This window comes from Actinospica acidithermotolerans, assembly GCF_018139625.1.
GTDB classification, from domain to species: domain Bacteria; phylum Actinomycetota; class Actinomycetes; order Streptomycetales; family Catenulisporaceae; genus Actinospica; species Actinospica acidithermotolerans.
This window is the reverse complement of the sequence record NZ_JAGSOH010000136.1, coordinates 1-17619: the sequence shown is the minus strand read 5'-3', so window position 1 is coordinate 17619 and position 17619 is coordinate 1. Positions and strand designations below refer to the sequence as shown.

At 70.2% G+C, this 17619-nt stretch carries 13 protein-coding genes, 1 pseudogene and 1 riboswitch; of the genes and pseudogenes, 6 read left to right on the top strand and 8 right to left on the bottom strand.

The window, feature by feature from the left end; genetic code table 11:
• The 7 genes and pseudogenes from KDK95_RS36370 to KDK95_RS29650 form a co-directional block, all read right to left on the bottom strand.
• Positions 1 to 261, bottom strand: a pseudogene (locus KDK95_RS36370) (hypothetical protein); the annotation flags it as partial.
• Positions 258 to 875: an urea amidolyase associated protein UAAP2 gene (locus tag KDK95_RS29675; protein WP_212521634.1), complete on the bottom strand. Its 618-nt coding sequence runs from the start codon at positions 873 to 875 to the stop codon at positions 258 to 260. The gene KDK95_RS29675 and the pseudogene KDK95_RS36370, both read right to left, overlap by 4 nt.
• The gene (locus KDK95_RS29670; RefSeq protein WP_212521633.1) at positions 872 to 1582 is read right to left on the bottom strand and encodes an urea amidolyase associated protein UAAP1; all 711 of its coding nucleotides are present in this window, start codon (positions 1580 to 1582) and stop codon (positions 872 to 874) included. Before KDK95_RS29670 ends, KDK95_RS29675 begins: the two co-directional genes overlap by 4 nt.
• A complete protein-coding gene (locus tag KDK95_RS29665) occupies positions 1579 to 3108 on the bottom strand; it encodes an amino acid permease (protein ID WP_212521632.1) in 1530 nt (509 codons plus the stop codon). The genes KDK95_RS29670 and KDK95_RS29665 overlap by 4 nt, the downstream gene beginning before the upstream one ends.
• Positions 3109 to 3259: 151 nt before the next feature.
• Positions 3260 to 3379, bottom strand: a riboswitch (guanidine-I (ykkC/yxkD leader).
• 121 nt (positions 3380 to 3500) lie between these two features.
• On the bottom strand, positions 3501 to 6026 hold the full coding sequence (locus KDK95_RS29660; protein WP_212521631.1) for a glycoside hydrolase family 32 protein: 2526 nt from the start codon (positions 6024 to 6026) through the stop codon (positions 3501 to 3503).
• A gap of 12 nt (positions 6027 to 6038) precedes the next feature.
• Positions 6039 to 7061 carry an aldose 1-epimerase gene (locus KDK95_RS29655; protein ID WP_212521630.1) on the bottom strand — a complete coding sequence of 341 codons (1023 nt, stop codon included), beginning with the start codon at positions 7059 to 7061 and terminating at the stop codon, positions 6039 to 6041.
• A gap of 157 nt (positions 7062 to 7218) precedes the next feature.
• Positions 7219 to 8286 carry a LacI family DNA-binding transcriptional regulator gene (locus KDK95_RS29650; protein ID WP_307844778.1) on the bottom strand — a complete coding sequence of 356 codons (1068 nt, stop codon included), beginning with the start codon at positions 8284 to 8286 and terminating at the stop codon, positions 7219 to 7221.
• Positions 8287 to 8483: 197 nt separating this feature from the next.
• Here KDK95_RS29650 and KDK95_RS29645 point away from each other — a divergent pair, with 197 nt between their 5' ends.
• The 6 genes from KDK95_RS29645 to KDK95_RS29620 all read left to right on the top strand — a co-directional run bounded on the left by KDK95_RS29645 (position 8484) and on the right by KDK95_RS29620 (position 14951).
• Complete coding sequence (locus KDK95_RS29645; protein WP_212521629.1) at positions 8484 to 9584, top strand: substrate-binding domain-containing protein; 1101 nt, start codon at positions 8484 to 8486, stop codon at positions 9582 to 9584.
• Positions 9585 to 9628: 44 nt separating this feature from the next.
• Positions 9629 to 10669, top strand: coding sequence for an ABC transporter permease (locus tag KDK95_RS29640; RefSeq protein WP_212521628.1), 1041 nt, complete (start codon positions 9629 to 9631; stop codon positions 10667 to 10669).
• On the top strand, positions 10666 to 11499 hold the full coding sequence (locus tag KDK95_RS29635) for an ATP-binding cassette domain-containing protein (protein WP_212521627.1): 834 nt from the start codon (positions 10666 to 10668) through the stop codon (positions 11497 to 11499). The genes KDK95_RS29640 and KDK95_RS29635 overlap by 4 nt, the downstream gene beginning before the upstream one ends.
• Positions 11496 to 12467 carry a carbohydrate kinase family protein gene (locus KDK95_RS29630; RefSeq protein WP_212521626.1) on the top strand — a complete coding sequence of 324 codons (972 nt, stop codon included), beginning with the start codon at positions 11496 to 11498 and terminating at the stop codon, positions 12465 to 12467. Before KDK95_RS29635 ends, KDK95_RS29630 begins: the two co-directional genes overlap by 4 nt.
• A 285-nt stretch (positions 12468 to 12752) precedes the next feature.
• Positions 12753 to 13223, top strand: coding sequence for a 2,4'-dihydroxyacetophenone dioxygenase family protein (locus KDK95_RS29625; RefSeq protein WP_249162093.1), 471 nt, complete (start codon positions 12753 to 12755; stop codon positions 13221 to 13223).
• A 153-nt stretch (positions 13224 to 13376) separates the two neighbouring features.
• Positions 13377 to 14951 (top strand): MFS transporter, encoded by a 1575-nt coding sequence (locus KDK95_RS29620; protein WP_212521624.1) that lies wholly within the window; start codon positions 13377 to 13379, stop codon positions 14949 to 14951.
• A gap of 25 nt (positions 14952 to 14976) precedes the next feature.
• Here KDK95_RS29620 and KDK95_RS29615 read toward each other — a convergent pair.
• Positions 14977 to 17619: transglycosylase domain-containing protein (locus KDK95_RS29615; RefSeq protein ID WP_212521623.1), on the bottom strand; the 2643-nt coding region annotated here is incomplete at its 5' end.

Here is a 17619-nt window from a genome sequence, read left to right as displayed (position 1 = left end):
ACTGTCGCCCTTGCCCACGCCGCTGCCCCCACCCTCGCCCCTGCCGGCGACGTGGAAGCGGAGCTTCGGGCCGGCTAGGACGGCCTCCAAGCCTGCCGCGCCCGGGTCGTTGCCGACTGCCAGGTTGGCCAGGGCGAAGGAGAGCTCGTCGTAGGCTCCTGACGGCGGGACGCCCACGCCCCACAGGCCGCGGCGTCCGGCCAGGTCCTGGACGGCGGTCTGCACGCCGGGGGTCAGGACCTCGATCCACGCGCGGGTCACGGGCGGCGTCCGGTGATGCGGATCGCGGTCGGATCGTAGCCGTTGCACGGGTTGTTGAGCTGCGGGCAGTTGGAGACGAGCATCAGCAGGTCGCGCTCGGCGCGCAGTTCGACATACTTGCCGGGGGCCGAGACGCCGTCTTCGAAGGTGAGGCCGCCGTCCTCGGTCACCGGTACGTTCATGAAGAAGTTGATGTTGTGCGCGATGTCGCGCTTCTCGAGGCCCCTGCCCCACTCCTTCGCCTTGCGAACGAACGTCGTCCGGCAGGAGTGCTGGTGGCGGGTGTGCCGGCCGTAGCGGACCACGTTGCTCTCCTGCGAGCACGCGCCGCCGAGGGTGTCGTGGCGGCCGCAGGTGTCGGCGACGATCGTGGCCAGCGGGTCGCAGTTCACTGTCATCAGCACCGAGCCGGTGGTGAGGTAGACGGCGCCCTGCTCGCGGATCGTGTCCATGGCGCTGTAGCGGTTGGCGTAGTCGAGCGCGTCGTAGAAGAGCGTGTCGACGGCCTGGTTGCCGTGCAGGTCGGTGATCCGCAGCAGGGTGCCGGCCGGGATCTCGCCGATCCAGCCGTCGCCGGCCTCGACGATGTCGTCGAGCACGAATTCGTCGCTCACGCGTAGCTCCTCTCGGCGAGTTCCAGGGATCGGGCGGTCTCGGCACGCCAGTTGCGCGACGGGTCGTCGGCCGCCGGGGCGGGGCCCTCGGCGATCTCCAATCGGACTCCGGCGGGGGTCCAGGCCTCGGCGGGTTCGAGGGGGTGCGGGGCGGTGGAGAGGACGATGAGCAGGTCGATCTCTGCGCGCAGGGTGACGTAGTCGCCTTCCGAGGCGTGCCCGGGGACGAAGGCCAGGGTTCCGCGTTCGTCTCCGGCAGGCGCGATCTTGGTGAAGAAGTTGATGTTGGCATGCAGGTCGCGGGCGCCGAGGCCGTGCTTCCACAGCTCGGTGAGCAGGCCGAACCTTGCGCTGCGGCGCCAGTCGTTGCGGTCGGCCGCGTACGAGGACGGGCCGAAGCGGCGTTCGACCGCCGCCGGGAGGCTGTGGCCGGTGATCGCGTCGTGCCAGTCCAGGCTGGACGCGGTGACCGAGGCGAGGGCGCGTCCCATGTCGGACATCAGCGTCATCGGCGGCTTGATGTGCGCGGACATCTGGGCCTTGAGCGTGTCCGGCACGTTGAGCCGCTCGGCCGGGTCATCGAGCGCATAGATCAGCATCGCGACATTGGCGTCGGGACCGAGGGTGCGGAGCGTGAGGGTCCGGTGGCGGCGCAGCCGCAGCGATTCGGCCGCACCGCCTGGGACCTCGATCGAGTACCCCGTCACGCCGCGGCCTCGGCGAGTTCGACGGCCGTGGTGACGGAGCGGCGGTTGGCGAGCAGGTACGCGCCGTATCCGAGCACTGTGACGCCGCCGACGAACAGCAGCGCGAAGTACTGCAGGTACCAGTGACCGCCGGCCGGGTCGTAGACCGCCTGCCGCGGCCAGCCCATGTTCACGACCATGAACAGGCCGTAGACGACCGCGAGCGCGTTGATCGGCAGTCCCCAGCGGCCGAGCGTGAACTGTCCGGGCCCGGCGGCGTCGAGGCCGCGCGTCCTGCGTACCAGCATCGGCAGCGTGACCAGCAGGTAGGCGAGGTAGACGATGACGACGGCGACACTTGTGATCGCGGTGAACAGCTGCGCCTGGCCGACGTTCACGCCGAGGATCGCGATTGCCGCGATGCCGATGAGCACGGTCGGCAGGACGGGGGTACGGGTGCGCTCCGAGACCTTCGCGAGCTTCGCGGCGCCGGGCAGTACGCCGTCGCGCGCCATCGAGTACGCCAGCCGCGAGGCCGCCGTCTGGATCGCGAGCGTGCACACGCAGATCGCGATGGCGACGTCCACGAGCACCGCCCGGCCGAGTCCGTCGCCGAGGCGGCTGGTGACGACGTAGGGCAGGCCTTCGGTGGCGAGCTGGCCGTCGGTGAGCGAGGGTGCCGCCATGAGTGCCGCGAGGAGGAGTGCCGCGCCGCCCGCGCCGGAGACCGCCAAGGCCTTGAGGATCGCCTTCGGCGCCGTCTTGCGCGGAGATCGCGTCTCCTCGCTCAGCTCGCCGGCGCTGTCGAAGCCGTACATCACGTACGCGGCCATCAAAGCGGAGACCAGGAAGGGCCAGACGTACGAGCCGCCGCCCGCCACGCCCTCAGTGTGCGTCACGACGCCCGGACCGCGCGTGGAGTGCGCGAACAGAAGCACGACGAGCGCCACGACGCCGATCAGCTCGCAGGTGACGCCGATGCTGTTGATCAGGGCCGTGAGCTTGACGCCCACCGCCGAGACGACCGTGGTCAGCGCGATCAGGATGGCGCCGAGCAGCACGGCGTTCGTCGCGCCCGACTTGCTCGTCAGCGCCGGGTCCCCGCCGAACAGCTGGAAGCCGGACCACACGGACGGCAGCACCACCTGGAGCGCGATCGCCGCCGCCGAGACGCTCACGACCTGGCCGATCAGCATCGTCCAGCCCGCGAAGTGCCCGACCAGGCCGGTGGACAGCCGCCGCGACCACTGGTACACGCAGCCGGAGATCGGGTAGCGCGCGGCCAGTTCGGCGAAGCAGAGCGCGACCAGGAACTGCCCGGCGAACACGAGTGGCCAGGTCCAGAAGAACGCCGGGCCGCCGAAGCTGTAGCCGAAGGAGAACAGCTGGAAGACCGTGGTCAGGATGGAGACGAAGGAGAATCCCGCGGCGAAGGACGCGTAGGAGCCTAGGCCGCGCTTGAGCTGCTGGGGATAGCCGAACTCGGAGAGGTCGGCGGCATCGAGGGCGTCCGCGCCCTCGGCCACCGGCGATTCGATGATGGACATGACGGCCGCCTTTCCGGGAGAGAGCAGGAGAAGGCGGCCGAACGGCGTGGAGCGCCGTCGGCCGCCTGAGGTGCCTGAAGGAGATGTCGGGAAAACTGTCACGGCGCACTCCGGGAGCCGGGCCCGGCCGCTGCGCGGCCGAGCTCACCTGGCCTCCCGGGCTTTTCTCCCGCCGTGGAACGGAGCCGATCGCCGCTACTCCGCCTGCGTCTCTCGGACCAGACCCGGCCAGTCCAGCGCGGACGTCGGCGGAACCCTAGACGCGCCCCGCCTTCGTCTCGGCGGGTCGAGTAGAGGACACCGCTCCCATGTCACCGGCGAGAACCGCCTGTGTTAACCGCGCGTCAACCTCTGCGCAGTGGAACTCCGGCCGGATGCTTACGGCCTCGTGCTCACGGCCAGATGCTGCCGAGACGGGTCGCGTTGAGACTGGTGACCACGGCGGTGCCGCCGTTCGCGTAGGCCGCGACGCCGGTGCTGCCCGAGTCCGGGTAGATCTGGTCGGTCAGCGTGACCTGGCCGCCGTCGGCGAAGACCTCCACCGAGGCCGCGTCGACCAGGATCCGCAGGGTCACGGAGTCGCCATCGAGCGGAAGCTTCGCGCTCTGCACGCCGGCGAAGCCGCTGCCGAAGGTCGTGTAGCCCGAGTTCGTCCGGTCGATGTAGACCTCGCCGGTCGACTTGTCGTAGCCGATCTTCGTGTACTGCGGTGCGCCGGTGGAGTAGGTGCCCGAGTCGACTTCGAGGCCGAAGTCGCTCGCGCTCCCGGCGTTGAGCGTCGCGCTGATGTCGAGCTCGTTGCCGCTGACCGGGAGCGAGGTCGTGCCCTGCGACACGGCGACTCCGTGCACCGCCGTCGGCGAGCCGGTGGCCAGCGAGTCGATGCCCGAGATCGGCGTCTGTTCCAGGGTCGCCACTCCGCCGACGCTCCGCAGGCTCAGCACGCGCGGGATCGAGTCGGCGCTGCGCCACGGAGAGGTCGGGATCGACTGGCCGTAGTTCCAGTCGTTCATCCAGCCGATCATGATCTGCCGGCCGCCGGGTGCGTCGTCGAACGTGCCGGCCGCGTAGAAGTCCGAGCCGTCGTCCACCCAGCGGGAGCGGGCGAGCGCGCCGTTCGCGGGCTGGCTCGCGAAGGTGAACTGGTCGGCCAGGATGTGGCCCCACCCCTCGGTCGCGTGGTCGACGATCTCGATCTGCGCCTGCCGACCCTGGTACTCGCGCAGGTCGAAGCTCGCCCAATCGAGGTTCTCGGCGTTGTCGCCGGTCGCCGAGGCCACGACCTTGCCGCCGATCACGAGGTCCACCGCGGCCTGCCGGTCGTAGGGCGCGGCGGGCTGGTTCGCGAAGACGATGTCGTCGACCATGATGTGGCCCCACGGCACGTTGCCGCTGCCGTCGTTCTGGTCGACGACCTCGATCTGGGCCTGCTGGCCGCGGTACTTCGCGACCTGCCAGTTCACCCAGTTCATGTCGCCGCTGTCGTCACCGGTGGCCGAGGCGACGACCTTGCCGCCGACCAGCAGTTCGACGGCGGTCGGGCCGGGCTGGCCAAGGGGGTGGTCGCCGCCGGCGATCAGGAAGTCGATGTAGTCGCTGGAGACCGTGAACGTCGGCGAGGTGATGGTGCCGGTCGCCGGATCGCAGCCGGCCACGCACGTGTCGAGCACGCTCGCGTCCTTGGCTCCGGGCAGTGATTCGGTCGTCGGGCCGGTGTTGGCGAACGAGCCGGTGCCGACCCAGCCGTCGCCCCAGGTCGAGCCGGAGAAGCTCGCGAAGACGGTGCTGCCTGCGGGCGCCGGGCTGTCGTATACCGACCCTGAGACGTACGGCTGATCGCCGCCGCCGACCAGGAAGTTCAGGTACGGCGAGCTGACGGTGAAGCTCGGCGAGGTGAGCGTGCCGATCGTCGAGTCGCCGCCGTTGTAGCTGTTCACCAGGCCAGTGCCCGCGTAGCCCGACACGGTCTGCTGGTTGGGCAGCGTTCCCGTCGCCGGTGCCGAGCCGAACGCGGTGCCGGTGCTCGTCCAGCCGTCGTACGTTCCGCTGTCGAAGCCCTCGTACACGGTGCCGGTCGGCGGCGTGTAGGTGGCGGGCTCATCCGGTGTGAACGTGGTGCCGTCGAAGGAGCCGACGAAGTACTGCTCCTTGTTGTCGACGCCGACGACCATGACCCACTTGACGTCGTTCTGGTCGCCGTCGAGGGCGAGCGGGAACAGGTCCGGCATCTCCCAGACGCCGTCGGCCGCGTTGTCCGGGCCGAAGGTGCTCAGCAGCGTCCAGGACTTGAGGTTCGGCGAGGAGTAGATCTGGATCTGGTCCTGCGCGGCGAGCGAGACGACCATCCGCCAGCTCTTCGTCGGCGCGTACCAGAACACCTTCGGGTCGCGGAAGTTCTGCGAGTCGAGGTTCAGCACCGGGTTGTCGGCGTACTTGGTCCAGGTCTCGCCGCCGTCCAGGCTGTATGCGAGCGACTGCGCCTGGATGCCGCTGCTGTATGCGCTCGTGTAGACGGCGACCAGCGGCGGGTCGGCGGCCGTGCCGAATCCGCTGCTGTCGGTCGAGTCCAGCACTGCGCTACCGGAGAAGATCGCCTCGTCGGCGGTCCCGGCGATGGCGAGGGGCTGCTGCGTCCAGTGCACCAGGTCGGTGCTCGTCGCGTGGCCCCAGGACATGTCGCCCCAGGTGTTCCCGGTCGGGTTGTCCTGGTAGTAGAGGTTGTACACGCCCTTGTAGTAGATCAGCCCATTGGGATCGTTCATCCAGTTCTCGGCCGGGCTGAAGTGGAACTGCGGCCGGTACTGCTCGTGGTAGAGCGCACTCGCGGACGCCGAGGGGGCGCTGGTCACGGCCAGTGCGGCCAGTACTGCGGTGATCGCGGCCAGCAGCCCGCGCCATCGACAAGTCGTGTGGGTCATGTTGGATCCTCTCTACTCGGGTTTAGAACCGGGGCTGAGGAAGCGGACTCCGCAGCGGAACGAGCGGCTTTCGCCCGGTGCGAGGGGGATCGTGGACGCGAAGTCCGCGCGGTTGAAGGCGTTCGTCATCGCCTGCACGGGCTCGACGGCGACGGATCTGCGCCGGTCGCGGGGCAGCGTGTCGCCGGTGAACAGGTGGGTGTAGCCACCGTTTTGTGAAATGTGCAGTTCAAGGCCCGTTGTTGGTTGCCTTAGGACGGATTCGGCGCGGCCGTCCGGTCCGGACCGGAGTTCGGCGTAGCAGGCATCGATGACGCGTGAGCCGAGCGGAGCTCCGTGGCGGAAGTCCATCTCGGGGACGGTGTCGAGGTCGCAGTATGCGTCGGAGCCGGCTGCGGGGATCAGAGCCTCGTCGGTGCGGATCAGCGTGCCGGCCGGGATGCGCAACTCCAGGTCGTCGGCCTCCTCGCCGCCGCCGAGCCGGAAGTAGGGATGCCAGCCGGCCGCGTACGGGGCTGTGGTGTCGCCGACGTTGACCGCGTCGATCTCCAGCGTGATCTGGTCTTCCTCGATCACGTAGACGACGGTGAGGTCGAGCGCGAACGGATAGCCGGCGAAGCGACCCGGCCGGATCTCGTTGCTGCGCAGGACGATTCGCGCCGAGTCTGTCGATGTCGTGGCACCGTCGAGGAGGAAGGGCATGTCGCGGGCGAAGCCGTGGTACACCGTCCGGTCGCCGCGAACGCCTGGAAGCAGGTCGTGCGTCTGGCCGCCGAAGTCGTAGCGCGCGTCGGCGATGCGGTTGGGAAACGGCGCGAGTACTCCGTTCCGTACGCCGGACTGCTCATGGAGCTCGGCCGCGTCGCGGTAGCCGTCGGTCAGCTCGAGCAGCTCACCGCCGTCGCGGATCTGCCAGCTGAGCAGCGTCGCGCCGTGCAGGGCGAAGCTCGCGCGCACCCTGTCGCCGCCGAATACCTCCAGAGCGCTCTCACCGAACCAATCGGACTGGTCGATGCGCCACTCGCTCACGCCCATGGACGAAGCCTCCCCGGCTGTCAGACAACGTTGTCCGACCGAGATGATTCATCGCTCGTGGCGAGATGTCAAGGCACAGTTACCGAGAATGCGCGGCGGCGCGGACAACGTTGGCCAGTCGGCCGTCCGCACGCGCCGGGGCGAATCCGGGCGGTGATCAGGCGGCCGGGATCTCCCCGGAGCCGCGCTGGATGAGCCGGCTCGGCACCACATGCGCCCTGGCCGGAGCGGTGTCGCCGGCCATGCGGGCGAACAGGAGCTGCGCGGCGAGCCGCCCGATCTCAGACGCCTGCTGGGCGAGCACGGTGACGCCCGGGTCGAGCACCTGGGCCATCGGGATGTCGTCGAAGCCGACGACGGCGACGCGGTGCTGCGATCCGGTGCGGTGCAGCGCCTGGACGGCGCCGATGGTCACCAGGTTCTGGCTGGTGAACAGCGCGGTCGGCGCGTCGGGCCCGCTCAGCAGTTCGCTGACGGCCGCGTCCGCCGCCTCGACCGTGCGCAGTCCCTGCACGACGAGCCCGGGGTCGGCCACGCACCCCCGCGCGGCGGCCTCGCGGATGGCGTCGCGGTACCCCGCGTAACGGTCGCGGGCCGTCGGCAGCGACTCGGTGTCGCCGAGGTAGGCGATCCGCCGGTGGCCCGCGGAGATCAGGTGCCTGACGCCCTGCGCCGAGGCCTCGCGGTTGTCGGTGACCACCGCGTCGCCGACCAGCGGCGTCGGGAGGCGGTCGACGAACACGACGGCCGTGCCGGCCTCCTGCTCCGCGACCAGGTAGCGGTGATCGCTGCTGGCCGGGACAATGATCAGGCCGTCCACGCGGCGGTCCACGAGGGCGCGCACCATGCGGCGCTCGCGCTCGGGGTCCTCGTCGAGGCTGGAGCTGAGCACCAGCACTTCGCGCTGTGCCGCGAAGTCCTCGACCGCCCGGTGCACGGCCGCCGAGAACGGGTTGCCGACGTCCTCGACGAGGAGGCCGACCGTGTGCGTGCGCCCGTCGCCGCGGCGCAGGTTGCTGGCGGCCAGGTTCGGCCGGAAGCCGAGCCGGTCCATCGCCGCGCGGACCTTCGTCACCAGCGCCGGATCGACCGTCGGCACCTCGTTGACCACCCGGGAGACGGTCTTCAGGCTCACCCCGGCGAGCGCCGCGACCTCCTTCATCGTCGGCCGCTCCCGGGCCGGGCCGCGCTTTCCGTCCGCGGCGGGAGTCTCGGAATCCGGCACAGTTCGCATCACAGCCACGACCTTACAGCGCACGCCGTGGCGGCGACGCCGCCGCCACCCCGGCCGAGTCTCACGTTGTCTCATTCTGGTTACGGTCCATTGACCGCGCTCCTGCCGGACCCTATCGTCTCGGCCACAGACAACGTTGTCCGGCGGATCCGCAGAGCTGCGGCCGCCGCGAACGGAAGGCAGGATCCGTGAAGCCGCACCACGCACCGCGCACCGCCCTCGCCCTGACCGCCCTGGCCGCGACCGCCTTCGGCGTCTCCGCCTGCGGCAGCGCCGCCGGGAGCTCAGGCTCCTCCTCCTCGTCCTCCGTGGGTGTGACCCTCGTCCTCAAGACGCTGAGCAATCCCTACTTCGTCACGATGGAGAACGACGCCAAGGCCGAGGCGGCCAAGGACGGGGTCAGCCTGACCGTCGCGGCCGGCACCTCGGACGGCGACACGCAGTCGCAGATCACCGCGATCGACAACGCGATCTCGCGCGGCGACAAGGGGATCCTGATCACCACGAACGGAAACGCGGTCAACTCCGCGCTCAACCAGGCGCGGCAGGCGGGCCTGTACGTGATCGCGCTGGACACGGCCCCGACCCCGGCGAACGTCGCCGACATCACCTACGCCACCGACAACACCGCGGCGGGCAAGCTCGACGGCCAGGCCGCGGCGGCCGCGCTCGGCGGCAAGAAGGCCGTGATCGCGATGCTCGACCTGTACAGCACGCAGGTCGTCTCGGTGGACATCGACCGCGACCACGGCTTCCTCGAAGGCATGGGGATCGACCCGGGCAGCACGACGCAGAACGGCCAGGAGGCCAAGTCGGGCAGCTACACCGGCGGCAGCGGCGGCAGCTACCAGATCGCCTGCCAGCAGCCGACCCAGGGCGCGATCGACGGCGGACGCACCGCGATGGAGGACTGCCTGTCGGCGAACCCGAACATCAACGTCGTGTACGCGATCAACGAGCCGGCCGCGGAGGGCGCGTACGCCGCGCTGAAGGCCGCGGGCAAGGCCTCGGCCGTGAAGGTCTACGCGATCGACGGCAGCTGCCAGGGCGTCGGCTACGTCTCCACCGGCGAGTTCGCCGCGGACGCCGTGCAGTACCCAGGCAAGATGGCCTCCCTCGGCGTCGACTCCATCGCGAAGCTCGCCAAGGGCGGCGCCAAGCCGTCGACCAGCACCGGCCTGGACTTCTACAACACCGGCACGGCGCTGGTGACCTCCAGCCCGCTCACGGGCGTGAGCACGGAGACCGTCGCGCAGGGCCGGTCCGCCTGCTGGGGCTCGACCAGCTGACCCGGGACGCAAGCCACCGGACGAATCAAAGGACTGCAACGATCATGTCTGCCACCTCCGCTCCGGTGCTCGAGCCGGCCGAGACGGTCTCCGACCTCTCGGCCCGGCGCGGGCACTCCCCCGCCCAGCGGCTGCAGCACCTGCTGCACCGCCGCCCCGCCCTGAGCCCGCTCGCCGTGCTGATCATCGCGATCGTGATCTTCAGCCTGGTCAACGCCCGCTTCTACAGCGCCGTCAACCTCTCGCTGGTCGCCCAGCAGACCGCCGTGATCGGCTCGCTCGCCGTCGGCCAGACGCTGATCATCCTGACCGCGGGCATCGACCTGTCGGTCGGCGCGATCATGGTGCTCGCCTGCTTCATCGCGGCCAACCTGGTCTACACCGACCACACCCCGGTGCCGCTCGCGCTGCTCGTCGCCGTGCTCGTCTCGGTGGTCGCGCAGGCGATCAACGGCCTGCTGGTCACCCGCATCAAACTGCCTCCGTTCATCGTCACGCTCGGCACCTTCAACGCCTTCACCGCGATCACGCTGATCTACGCCAAGGGCCAGACGATCACGCTCAACCCCGGCTCCGGCCTGCTGTGGACCGGTGAGAGCTTCCTGATCGGCAACTTCCGGGTCACCTACGGCGTGGTCCTGATGGCAGGGCTCTACCTCGTCATCGCCTACGCGCTGCGCTGCACCGCCTGGGGCCGCCACCTCTACGCGACCGGCGACGACGCCGAGGCCGCGCGGCTCGCGGGCATCAACACCCGGCGTGTGCTGCTCAGCGCGTACCTGGTCGCCGGCCTGGTGATCGCCGTCTCGGCGTGGATCCTGGCCGGGCGCGTCGGCGGCGCCGACCCGAACAGCGGCCTGAACGCCAACCTGGAGTCGATCACCGCGGTCGTCATCGGCGGCACCAGCCTGTTCGGCGGACGCGGCTCGCTGATCGGCTCGCTGCTCGGCGCGCTGATCGTGCAGGTCTTCGACAACGGGCTCGCGCTGGCCGGCGTCGATGCGAACTACCAGGTCCTCGCGGTCGGCGTGCTGGTGATCGCCGCCGTCTCGGTGGACCAGTGGATCAGGAAGGTGAAGGCATGAGCACGACCCCCGTCCTGCAGGCCAAGGGGCTGGTCAAGACCTTCGGCCGGGTGATCGGCCTGGCCGGGGTCGACCTGGAGCTGCATCCCGGCGAGGTGCTCGCCGTGATCGGCGACAACGGCGCGGGCAAGAGCACTCTGATGGCCTGCCTCTCCGGCGCGCAGATCCCCGACGAGGGCACGATCCTCGTCGACGGCGAGCCGGTGAAGCTGCGCAGCACGGCCGACGCCCGGCGCGCCGGCATCGAGACCGTCTACCAGAACCTCGCCGTCTCCCCCGCGCTGGACATCGCGAGCAACCTGTTCCTCGCGCGCGAGCGGCGCCGGAAGGGATTGCTCGGCTCGGTGCTGCGGATGCTGGACACCAAGGCGATGAAGCAGGAGGCCGCCGGGGAGCTGTCGAACCTCGGCATCAGCACCCTGCAGGACGTGGACCAGGCCGTCGAGACCCTCTCCGGCGGCCAGCGGCAGGCGGTGGCCGTCGCGCGCGCGGCGGCGTTCGGCAGCAAGGTGCTGATCCTGGACGAGCCGACCGCGGCGCTCGGCGTGCGCGAGTCCGGCCAGGTGCTGCGGCTCATCAGGGAGCTGCGGGACAAGGGCCTCGGCATCATCCTGGTCAGCCACAACATGCCGCACGTGTTCGAGATCGCCGACCGGATCCACATCCAGCGGCTCGGCGGCTGCGCCGGAGTGATCACGCCCGCGCAGTACTCCATGAACGACGCGGTCGCCATCATGACCGGCGCCCGCAAGCTCGACGAGCCGACGAGCACGACCGAGCCGACCGAAGGGGCTGATGCGGACGGCGTCCAGACCGCGGGTGCCGCATGAGCTCCATCGCCGTCCTCGGTGAGGCGCTGATCGACCTGCGCGTGCTCGACGGGGCGAAGCCGCGCGCCGAAGGCCGTCCGGCGGCGCACAGCTATACCGCGCAGCCGGGCGGCAGCCCGTTCAACGTGGCGATCGGCCTGGCCCGCCTCGGCCACCGCGCGCAGTTCGTCGGCCGGTTCGCGCAGGACGCTCTCGGCGGCATCCTGCGGCGGCACGCGGAGCAGTCGGGCCTTGCGCTCGACTGCTCCGGACGCTGGCCGGGCCCGACCCCGACGGCGCTGTTCGACCTCGACGCGGACGGCTCGGCACGCTACGACTTCTACCTCGGCGACACGCGCGAGTCGATGTTCGCCGCCTCCGACGCCGACCGGATCGACCCGGCCTCGCTCGACGCCGTGCACTTCGGCTCGGTCGCCTCCTGGCTGCCGGGCACCGGCGAGTCCGTCCTGTCGGCGGTGGCGCGGCTGCGCGAGAGCGGGGTCTTCGTCAGCTACGACCCGAACGTCAGAGCCATGCTGACACCGGATCACGCGCACACGCGGCGGCGCATCGAGGACGCCGTGACGCGCAGCGATCTGGTCAAGGCCAGCGAGGAAGACCTCGCCTGGCTCTACCCGGGCCGCGCACCGTCCCGCATCGCCGACGACTGGCTGACGCTCGGCGCCGCGGCCGTGGTCGTCACCCGAGGCAGCGAGGGCGCGGACTGCTACACCGCACGCGGCAGCGTCCACAGCGCCGGCGAGAGGGTCGAGGTCGTCGACACCGTCGGCGCGGGCGACGCCTTCATGGCCGGCCTCCTCGACGGCCTCGCCGAGGCAGGCGCCCTGAGGCGGGCCGACCTGACCGAGCTGCCCGGGTACCCGCCCGCCATCCAACGCGTGATCGATGGCGCCTGCGCGCACGCGGCCGCTACCTGCGCCGTTCCCGGCGCTGATCCACCGTGGCGCGCCAGCCGTGTCACCGCATGAAGAGCCGCGGGCCGGGGCATGGAGCCGCACCTCCGTGCCCCGGCCCGCCTCGCGTCCGCGCCCCGGCGGCAGCTGAGCAACACGCTGCGCCCGCGGGCCGAGATGGCGGTGCGGGCGGGGCCCGGCTGACGGGTTCAGCTAAGCGTGCGGAGCCGACCGCCGCGCGCTGCTTGTGCGCGGCGGCAGCGAACGGTTGACTCGCGGGCAGAAAGGAAGTGAGACGTCGTGCCCACCGAGACTCCTGCGGACAAGGCCCAGCCGTACCGGGGCGAGCAGCCGTTCGGCATGCTGGACGACCTGGTGCTGCCCGGCGCCCTCGACCTCGACGCGGACCCGGAGTCGTGGGTGCCGCAGGCGGACGGCGTCTCCTTCCGTCCGCTGCTGCTCTCGGTCAGCCAGGGATACTTCGTCAACATCCTGCGGGTACGCCGATCCGGCATCCTCTCCCGCCACCGGCACACCGGCCCGGTGCACGCCTTCACGCTCCGCGGGTCCTGGCACTACCTCGAACACCCGTGGACCGCGCAGGCCGGCGGCTACTCCTTCGAGCCGCCCGGCAACGTCCACACGCTCGAAGTCCTGGACTCGGGCGAGGACATGTACACCCTCTTCCACGTGAGCGGCGCGTACGTCTACGTGGATCCGGACGGCGAACCGGTCGGCGTCGAGGACGTCTTCAGCAAGATCGACAAGGCCCGGCGGCACTATGCGCGGATCGGGCTCGGCGAGGACCACGTGACCCGGTTCATCCGCTGAAGAGCCTTCACCTGTGAGACTTAGCTTTACCGAACTGCCGATGCCGCACTGACGTGCGCGACGGAATAATCGCGGACCGCGACTCGCGCGGAACCGCTCCATCACCGCGCTCAAGTCTCGCCGCATCCGTCAGTTCAGACACAGCGAGGTGTCATGTCAACCGTACGGCACGCTGCGCAACCCAACTCAATACACGAAGAAACCGAGGGGTACTCTCCACATCGGAAACCGACCATCGTCCTGGCCTGCCTCGGAGTCCTGGTCGCCTACCTTCCCGTGGTCGGCGTCTCGACCGCGCTTCCCGCGATCCAGCAGGCACTCGGCGCCTCGACGGCGAGTCTGCAGTGGATCACCGACGCGTTCATCATCCCGACCACCGCGCTCGTCCTGACCTTCGGCGTCATCGGCGACCTGCTCGGACGCAAGCGGGTCTACCTGACCGGCCTCGGGCTGAGCGTGGCCGGATGCCTCGTCGCCATCACGGCCCCCGGCGTGGACCAGCTCTACGTCGGCCAGGCGCTGGCCGGCGCGGGCACCGCGGCCCTGATGGCCTCCACCATCGGGCTCATCACCCACGTCTGCCCCGACAGCCGCACGCGAACCCGCGCGATCGGGGCGTGGACGGCCAGCCTCGCGCTCGGCCTGACCCTCAGCCCGCTGTTCGACGGACAGATCCTCGAGCACGCCGGCTGGCGCTGGATCTACCTGCCCACCCTCCTGCTGGGCGCGGCGACAGCCGTGATCGGCGCCAACCACCTCACCGACTCGCGGGCCGACCGGGAACTCCACCACGACCTGCCGGGCCAGGTCATGGTGATCATCGGCATCACCTGCCTCGTCTTCGGCTTCATCGAGGGCGGCGGATCGGGCGGCTGGACCTCGCCGCTCGTCGTGTGCGCGTTCGCGGCCGCGTTCATGGCCATGGCCGGGTTCGTCGCCGTCGAGCTGGAATCCCCGAACCCGATGTTCGACCTGCGGCTTTTCCGGTCCCGGGAGTTCACCGGCGCGGCCATCGCCATGGCCGTCCTCATGTTCGCCCAGGTCGGCATGGTGTTCTCGCTCAGCGAGTACTTCGGCCTGGTCGAGCACGCGTCCGCTTGGGATGTCGGCGTGCGCCTCATCGCCATCAATGGCCTGACGGTCGTGCTGGCGCCCGCGGTCGGCAGGCTGACGGGCCATCTCGCCCGGGGCCTGGTCCTGTTCGCAGGGCTCGTCGTCGCCGGGGTGGGCGCGCTCCTGGTGACCCGCTTCGAGGCGGGCACGGGGGCGGGCACCATCATGCTGGTCATCGCGGTGATGGGGGTCGGCATCGCGCTGGCGATGCCGACCATCACGTCCGTCGCCATCGACAGCGTGCCGCGCGGGCTGGCTTCCACCGCCGGCTCGTCGAACAGCGCGCTGCGCCAGATCGGCAGCGCGCTCGGCCCGGCGGTCTTCGGCGTCCTGCTGACCAACCGCATCGTGGCGACGCTCCCGGTCCACCTGGCCGCCTCCGGCCTGAATCCGGTGGATCAGGGCAATGTGACCGGCCTGGTCTCCACCAAGGGCATCCAGGTCGGCGCCTACCTCCAGCTCTCGACGCGGCAGGCCACCGGCCGGGCCCTCGCCGCGTACAGCGAGAGCTTCACCGACGCCCTGCACTCCTCCGCGCTGGTCAGCGGCGTCGCCGTCCTGGCCGCCGCCCTGATCTCAGCGTTCTTCATCGGGGTCCGGCACCGCACGGAGTGATCCTGCCGAGAACGGCGCGCCGCTCTCACCCGCCGTGCCGCCGGCGGGTGGGAGCGGTCGAGGGCTGGCGGAAGGCGCCCGGGGAGGCCTGCTTCCCGCCGGCGCCTCCCGGCGTGACGCCGGGCGTCGGGCTGTTCATGATCGAGCCCACGGAGCTCGCCGTGCCGAACGCGCTGTCGCCGCCGAACGGGGTGCCCTGCATCTGCTTGAGGAAGCTGGCCCAGATGGAGAAGGGGAACTGGGCGCCGTAGGCCGCGCCGGAGCCGTCAATGTTGTCGACGGGGATCTGCACGGCCTCCGGCTTCCCGTTCACCGTGATGTCCTGCCAGCGGCTGATGCCGACGGAGATCGCGATCTTCGAGCTGTACCCGTCGAACCAGACACCGCCCGTGCCGCACGCCCCGTTGCACGCGTCGGCGCTGTAGCCGGCCGCCTTCTCCGCCTGCGCGGTGGTCGGGGTGAGGTCCATGGTGCCGGTGCCGGTCTTGCCGGCGATGTTGCTCAGATTCAGGCCGCTGGCCTCGTAACCCGTGTGCGCGGTGCCGTCCGAGTTGTGGATCACGCCCTGGAACATCTGCGTCACGTCCGCCGCGGTGTTCGCGTCGATCGCAGTGGTCGAGGCCTGATGCACCTGGTAGATCTGGCCGCTCGTGTTGTCGACGACCTTGAGCACCTCGGTCAGCGGGTGGTAGGTGCCGTCCGCCGCGAAGACGCTGTAGGCGTCGGCCATGCGCGCGGGGTCGGTGAAGCAGATGCCGAGGGTGAACCGGACGTTGTCGCAGCCGGAGGCCGAGTCCCACTGGTCGTTCGTGTTCATGTCGGCGTCGGTCAGCCCGAACTTCTCGGCCGTGGCCCGCACGGCCTGGTAGCCGCCCTGGACCTGCTCCTCGATCCGGATGAACGCCGTGTTGACCGATGCGTCGGTCGCCTGCTGCAGGGTCAGCATCCCGTGGTTGCCGTCGTCGTTCGTGATCTTCGGGCTGCCCTGGTCCTCGGCGACCTCGGTCGGGTTGGTCGTGTCCGGCCACGGGCTGGAGCCGCTGATATAGCTGTCCGTCGACCAGTTCTGCGAGAACGCGGTGGCGAGCGTGAAGGCCTTGAAGGTGGAACCGGCCTGCTCGGTGCGCACGGTGGCGTTGTTCTCGTAGGTGCTGCCGCCGTAGAACGCGACCAGGTCCCCGGTGCTCGGGTCGACCGCGGCGAGGCCTGCTTGCAGCGTGGCCTTGTCGACCGAGTTCTCCTTGCTCAGCAACTCCGTGGTCATGGCCTGGTTCGCGTACTGCATGTACGTCTTGTTGAAGGTGGTCACGACGGTGTAACCGCCCTGCTGGATCTGCGCGACCGTGGGCAGGCCGGATCCGGGGTTCGCCGACTCGTAGCTGCTCAGCCAGCTCAGCGCGGCCTGCTTCATCTGAACGTCGGTCATGCTCTGCCCGCTGACCTGGTTCAGCGCGAGCGGCTGCGGCACGTGCGCGACGGCCCAGGTGTAGTCCGTCGCCGATATGTAGTTGTACAGCCTCATGTTGGTGAGGGTGTCCTTCCACCGCGTCAGGGCGAGGGCGCGGTCGGCGTTCTCCGTCGCCGCTCCGACGGACGGGTCCCAGCCGCTCGAATACGTCGTCGGCGAGTTGACCATCGCCGCGAGAAAGGCCGCCTGGTCGGCCTGCTGCGCCTTGGGCTCGGCGTTCATCTGGGCGAGCGTGATGCCGAACCACGCCTTGGCCCCGGCCGCGATGCCGCTGGTGTCGCGGCCGAAAGGGGAGGTGTTCAGATAGTCCGCCATGATCGTCTGTTTGTCGTACCTCTTCGCCAGCTTGAGGGCGATGAAGATCTCGTCGATCTTGCGGGACGTCGTCTGCGCCTCGGTGAGGAACGCCTGTTTGACGTATTGCTGGGTGATCGTCGACCCGCCCTGCGTGCTCCCGCCCAGCAGGTCGGTGATCAGCGCACGCGCGGTGCCGGTGTACGAGACGCCCGGGTTGGTCCAGAAGGTCTTGTCCTCCTGCGCGACCACCGCGTTCTGCACCGACATCGGGATCGCCGAGTAGTCGACGATCGAGCGGTTGCTGGTGCCCTCGGAGGCGAACGTGGTGGTGCCGTCGTCGTACATGAAGGAGGACTGCTGCGCGAGCGTGGCCGAATGCGGGTCGGGAATCTGCACCGACTCGTACTCGTACGCGACGAACGCGAGCAACAGGAAGAAGCACGCGAGTGCGCCGCCGCAGACCTGCATCAGGGAGGGCAAGAACTGACGCCAGCCGCGCATGCCGGTGCGCGGGTAGTCGAAGTAGCGGCGGTAGCCGGTCTTCGCCACCGGTCCGGAGGCACCCGCGCCGCCGCCGGCTCCCGCTCCGGACCGGGTTCGGCTCCGGACCCTGTCCAGGTTGATGCCGCGGCCGTCGAGCCGGGCCCGGAGGGCGGCCGCGCCGTTGCGCGTGGAGCGTCCGTTGAGCGCGCTCTCGGGGTACCGGTCGGACCTGGTCTGGCCGGCGCCGCGCCCTGCCGCGCCGTTGCGGGCGGCACGCCGCTCCTCGACCCGGCTGCGCTGCGGTGTCTGGATGACGGGCGGTGGGCCGAACGGGTGCGCGGCGGCGGGGTCGGGGTTCGCGGCGGCCGGAATCGGGCTCGGCGCGGCGATCGGGTTCAGGTGCGGCGCACCGACGTGGTT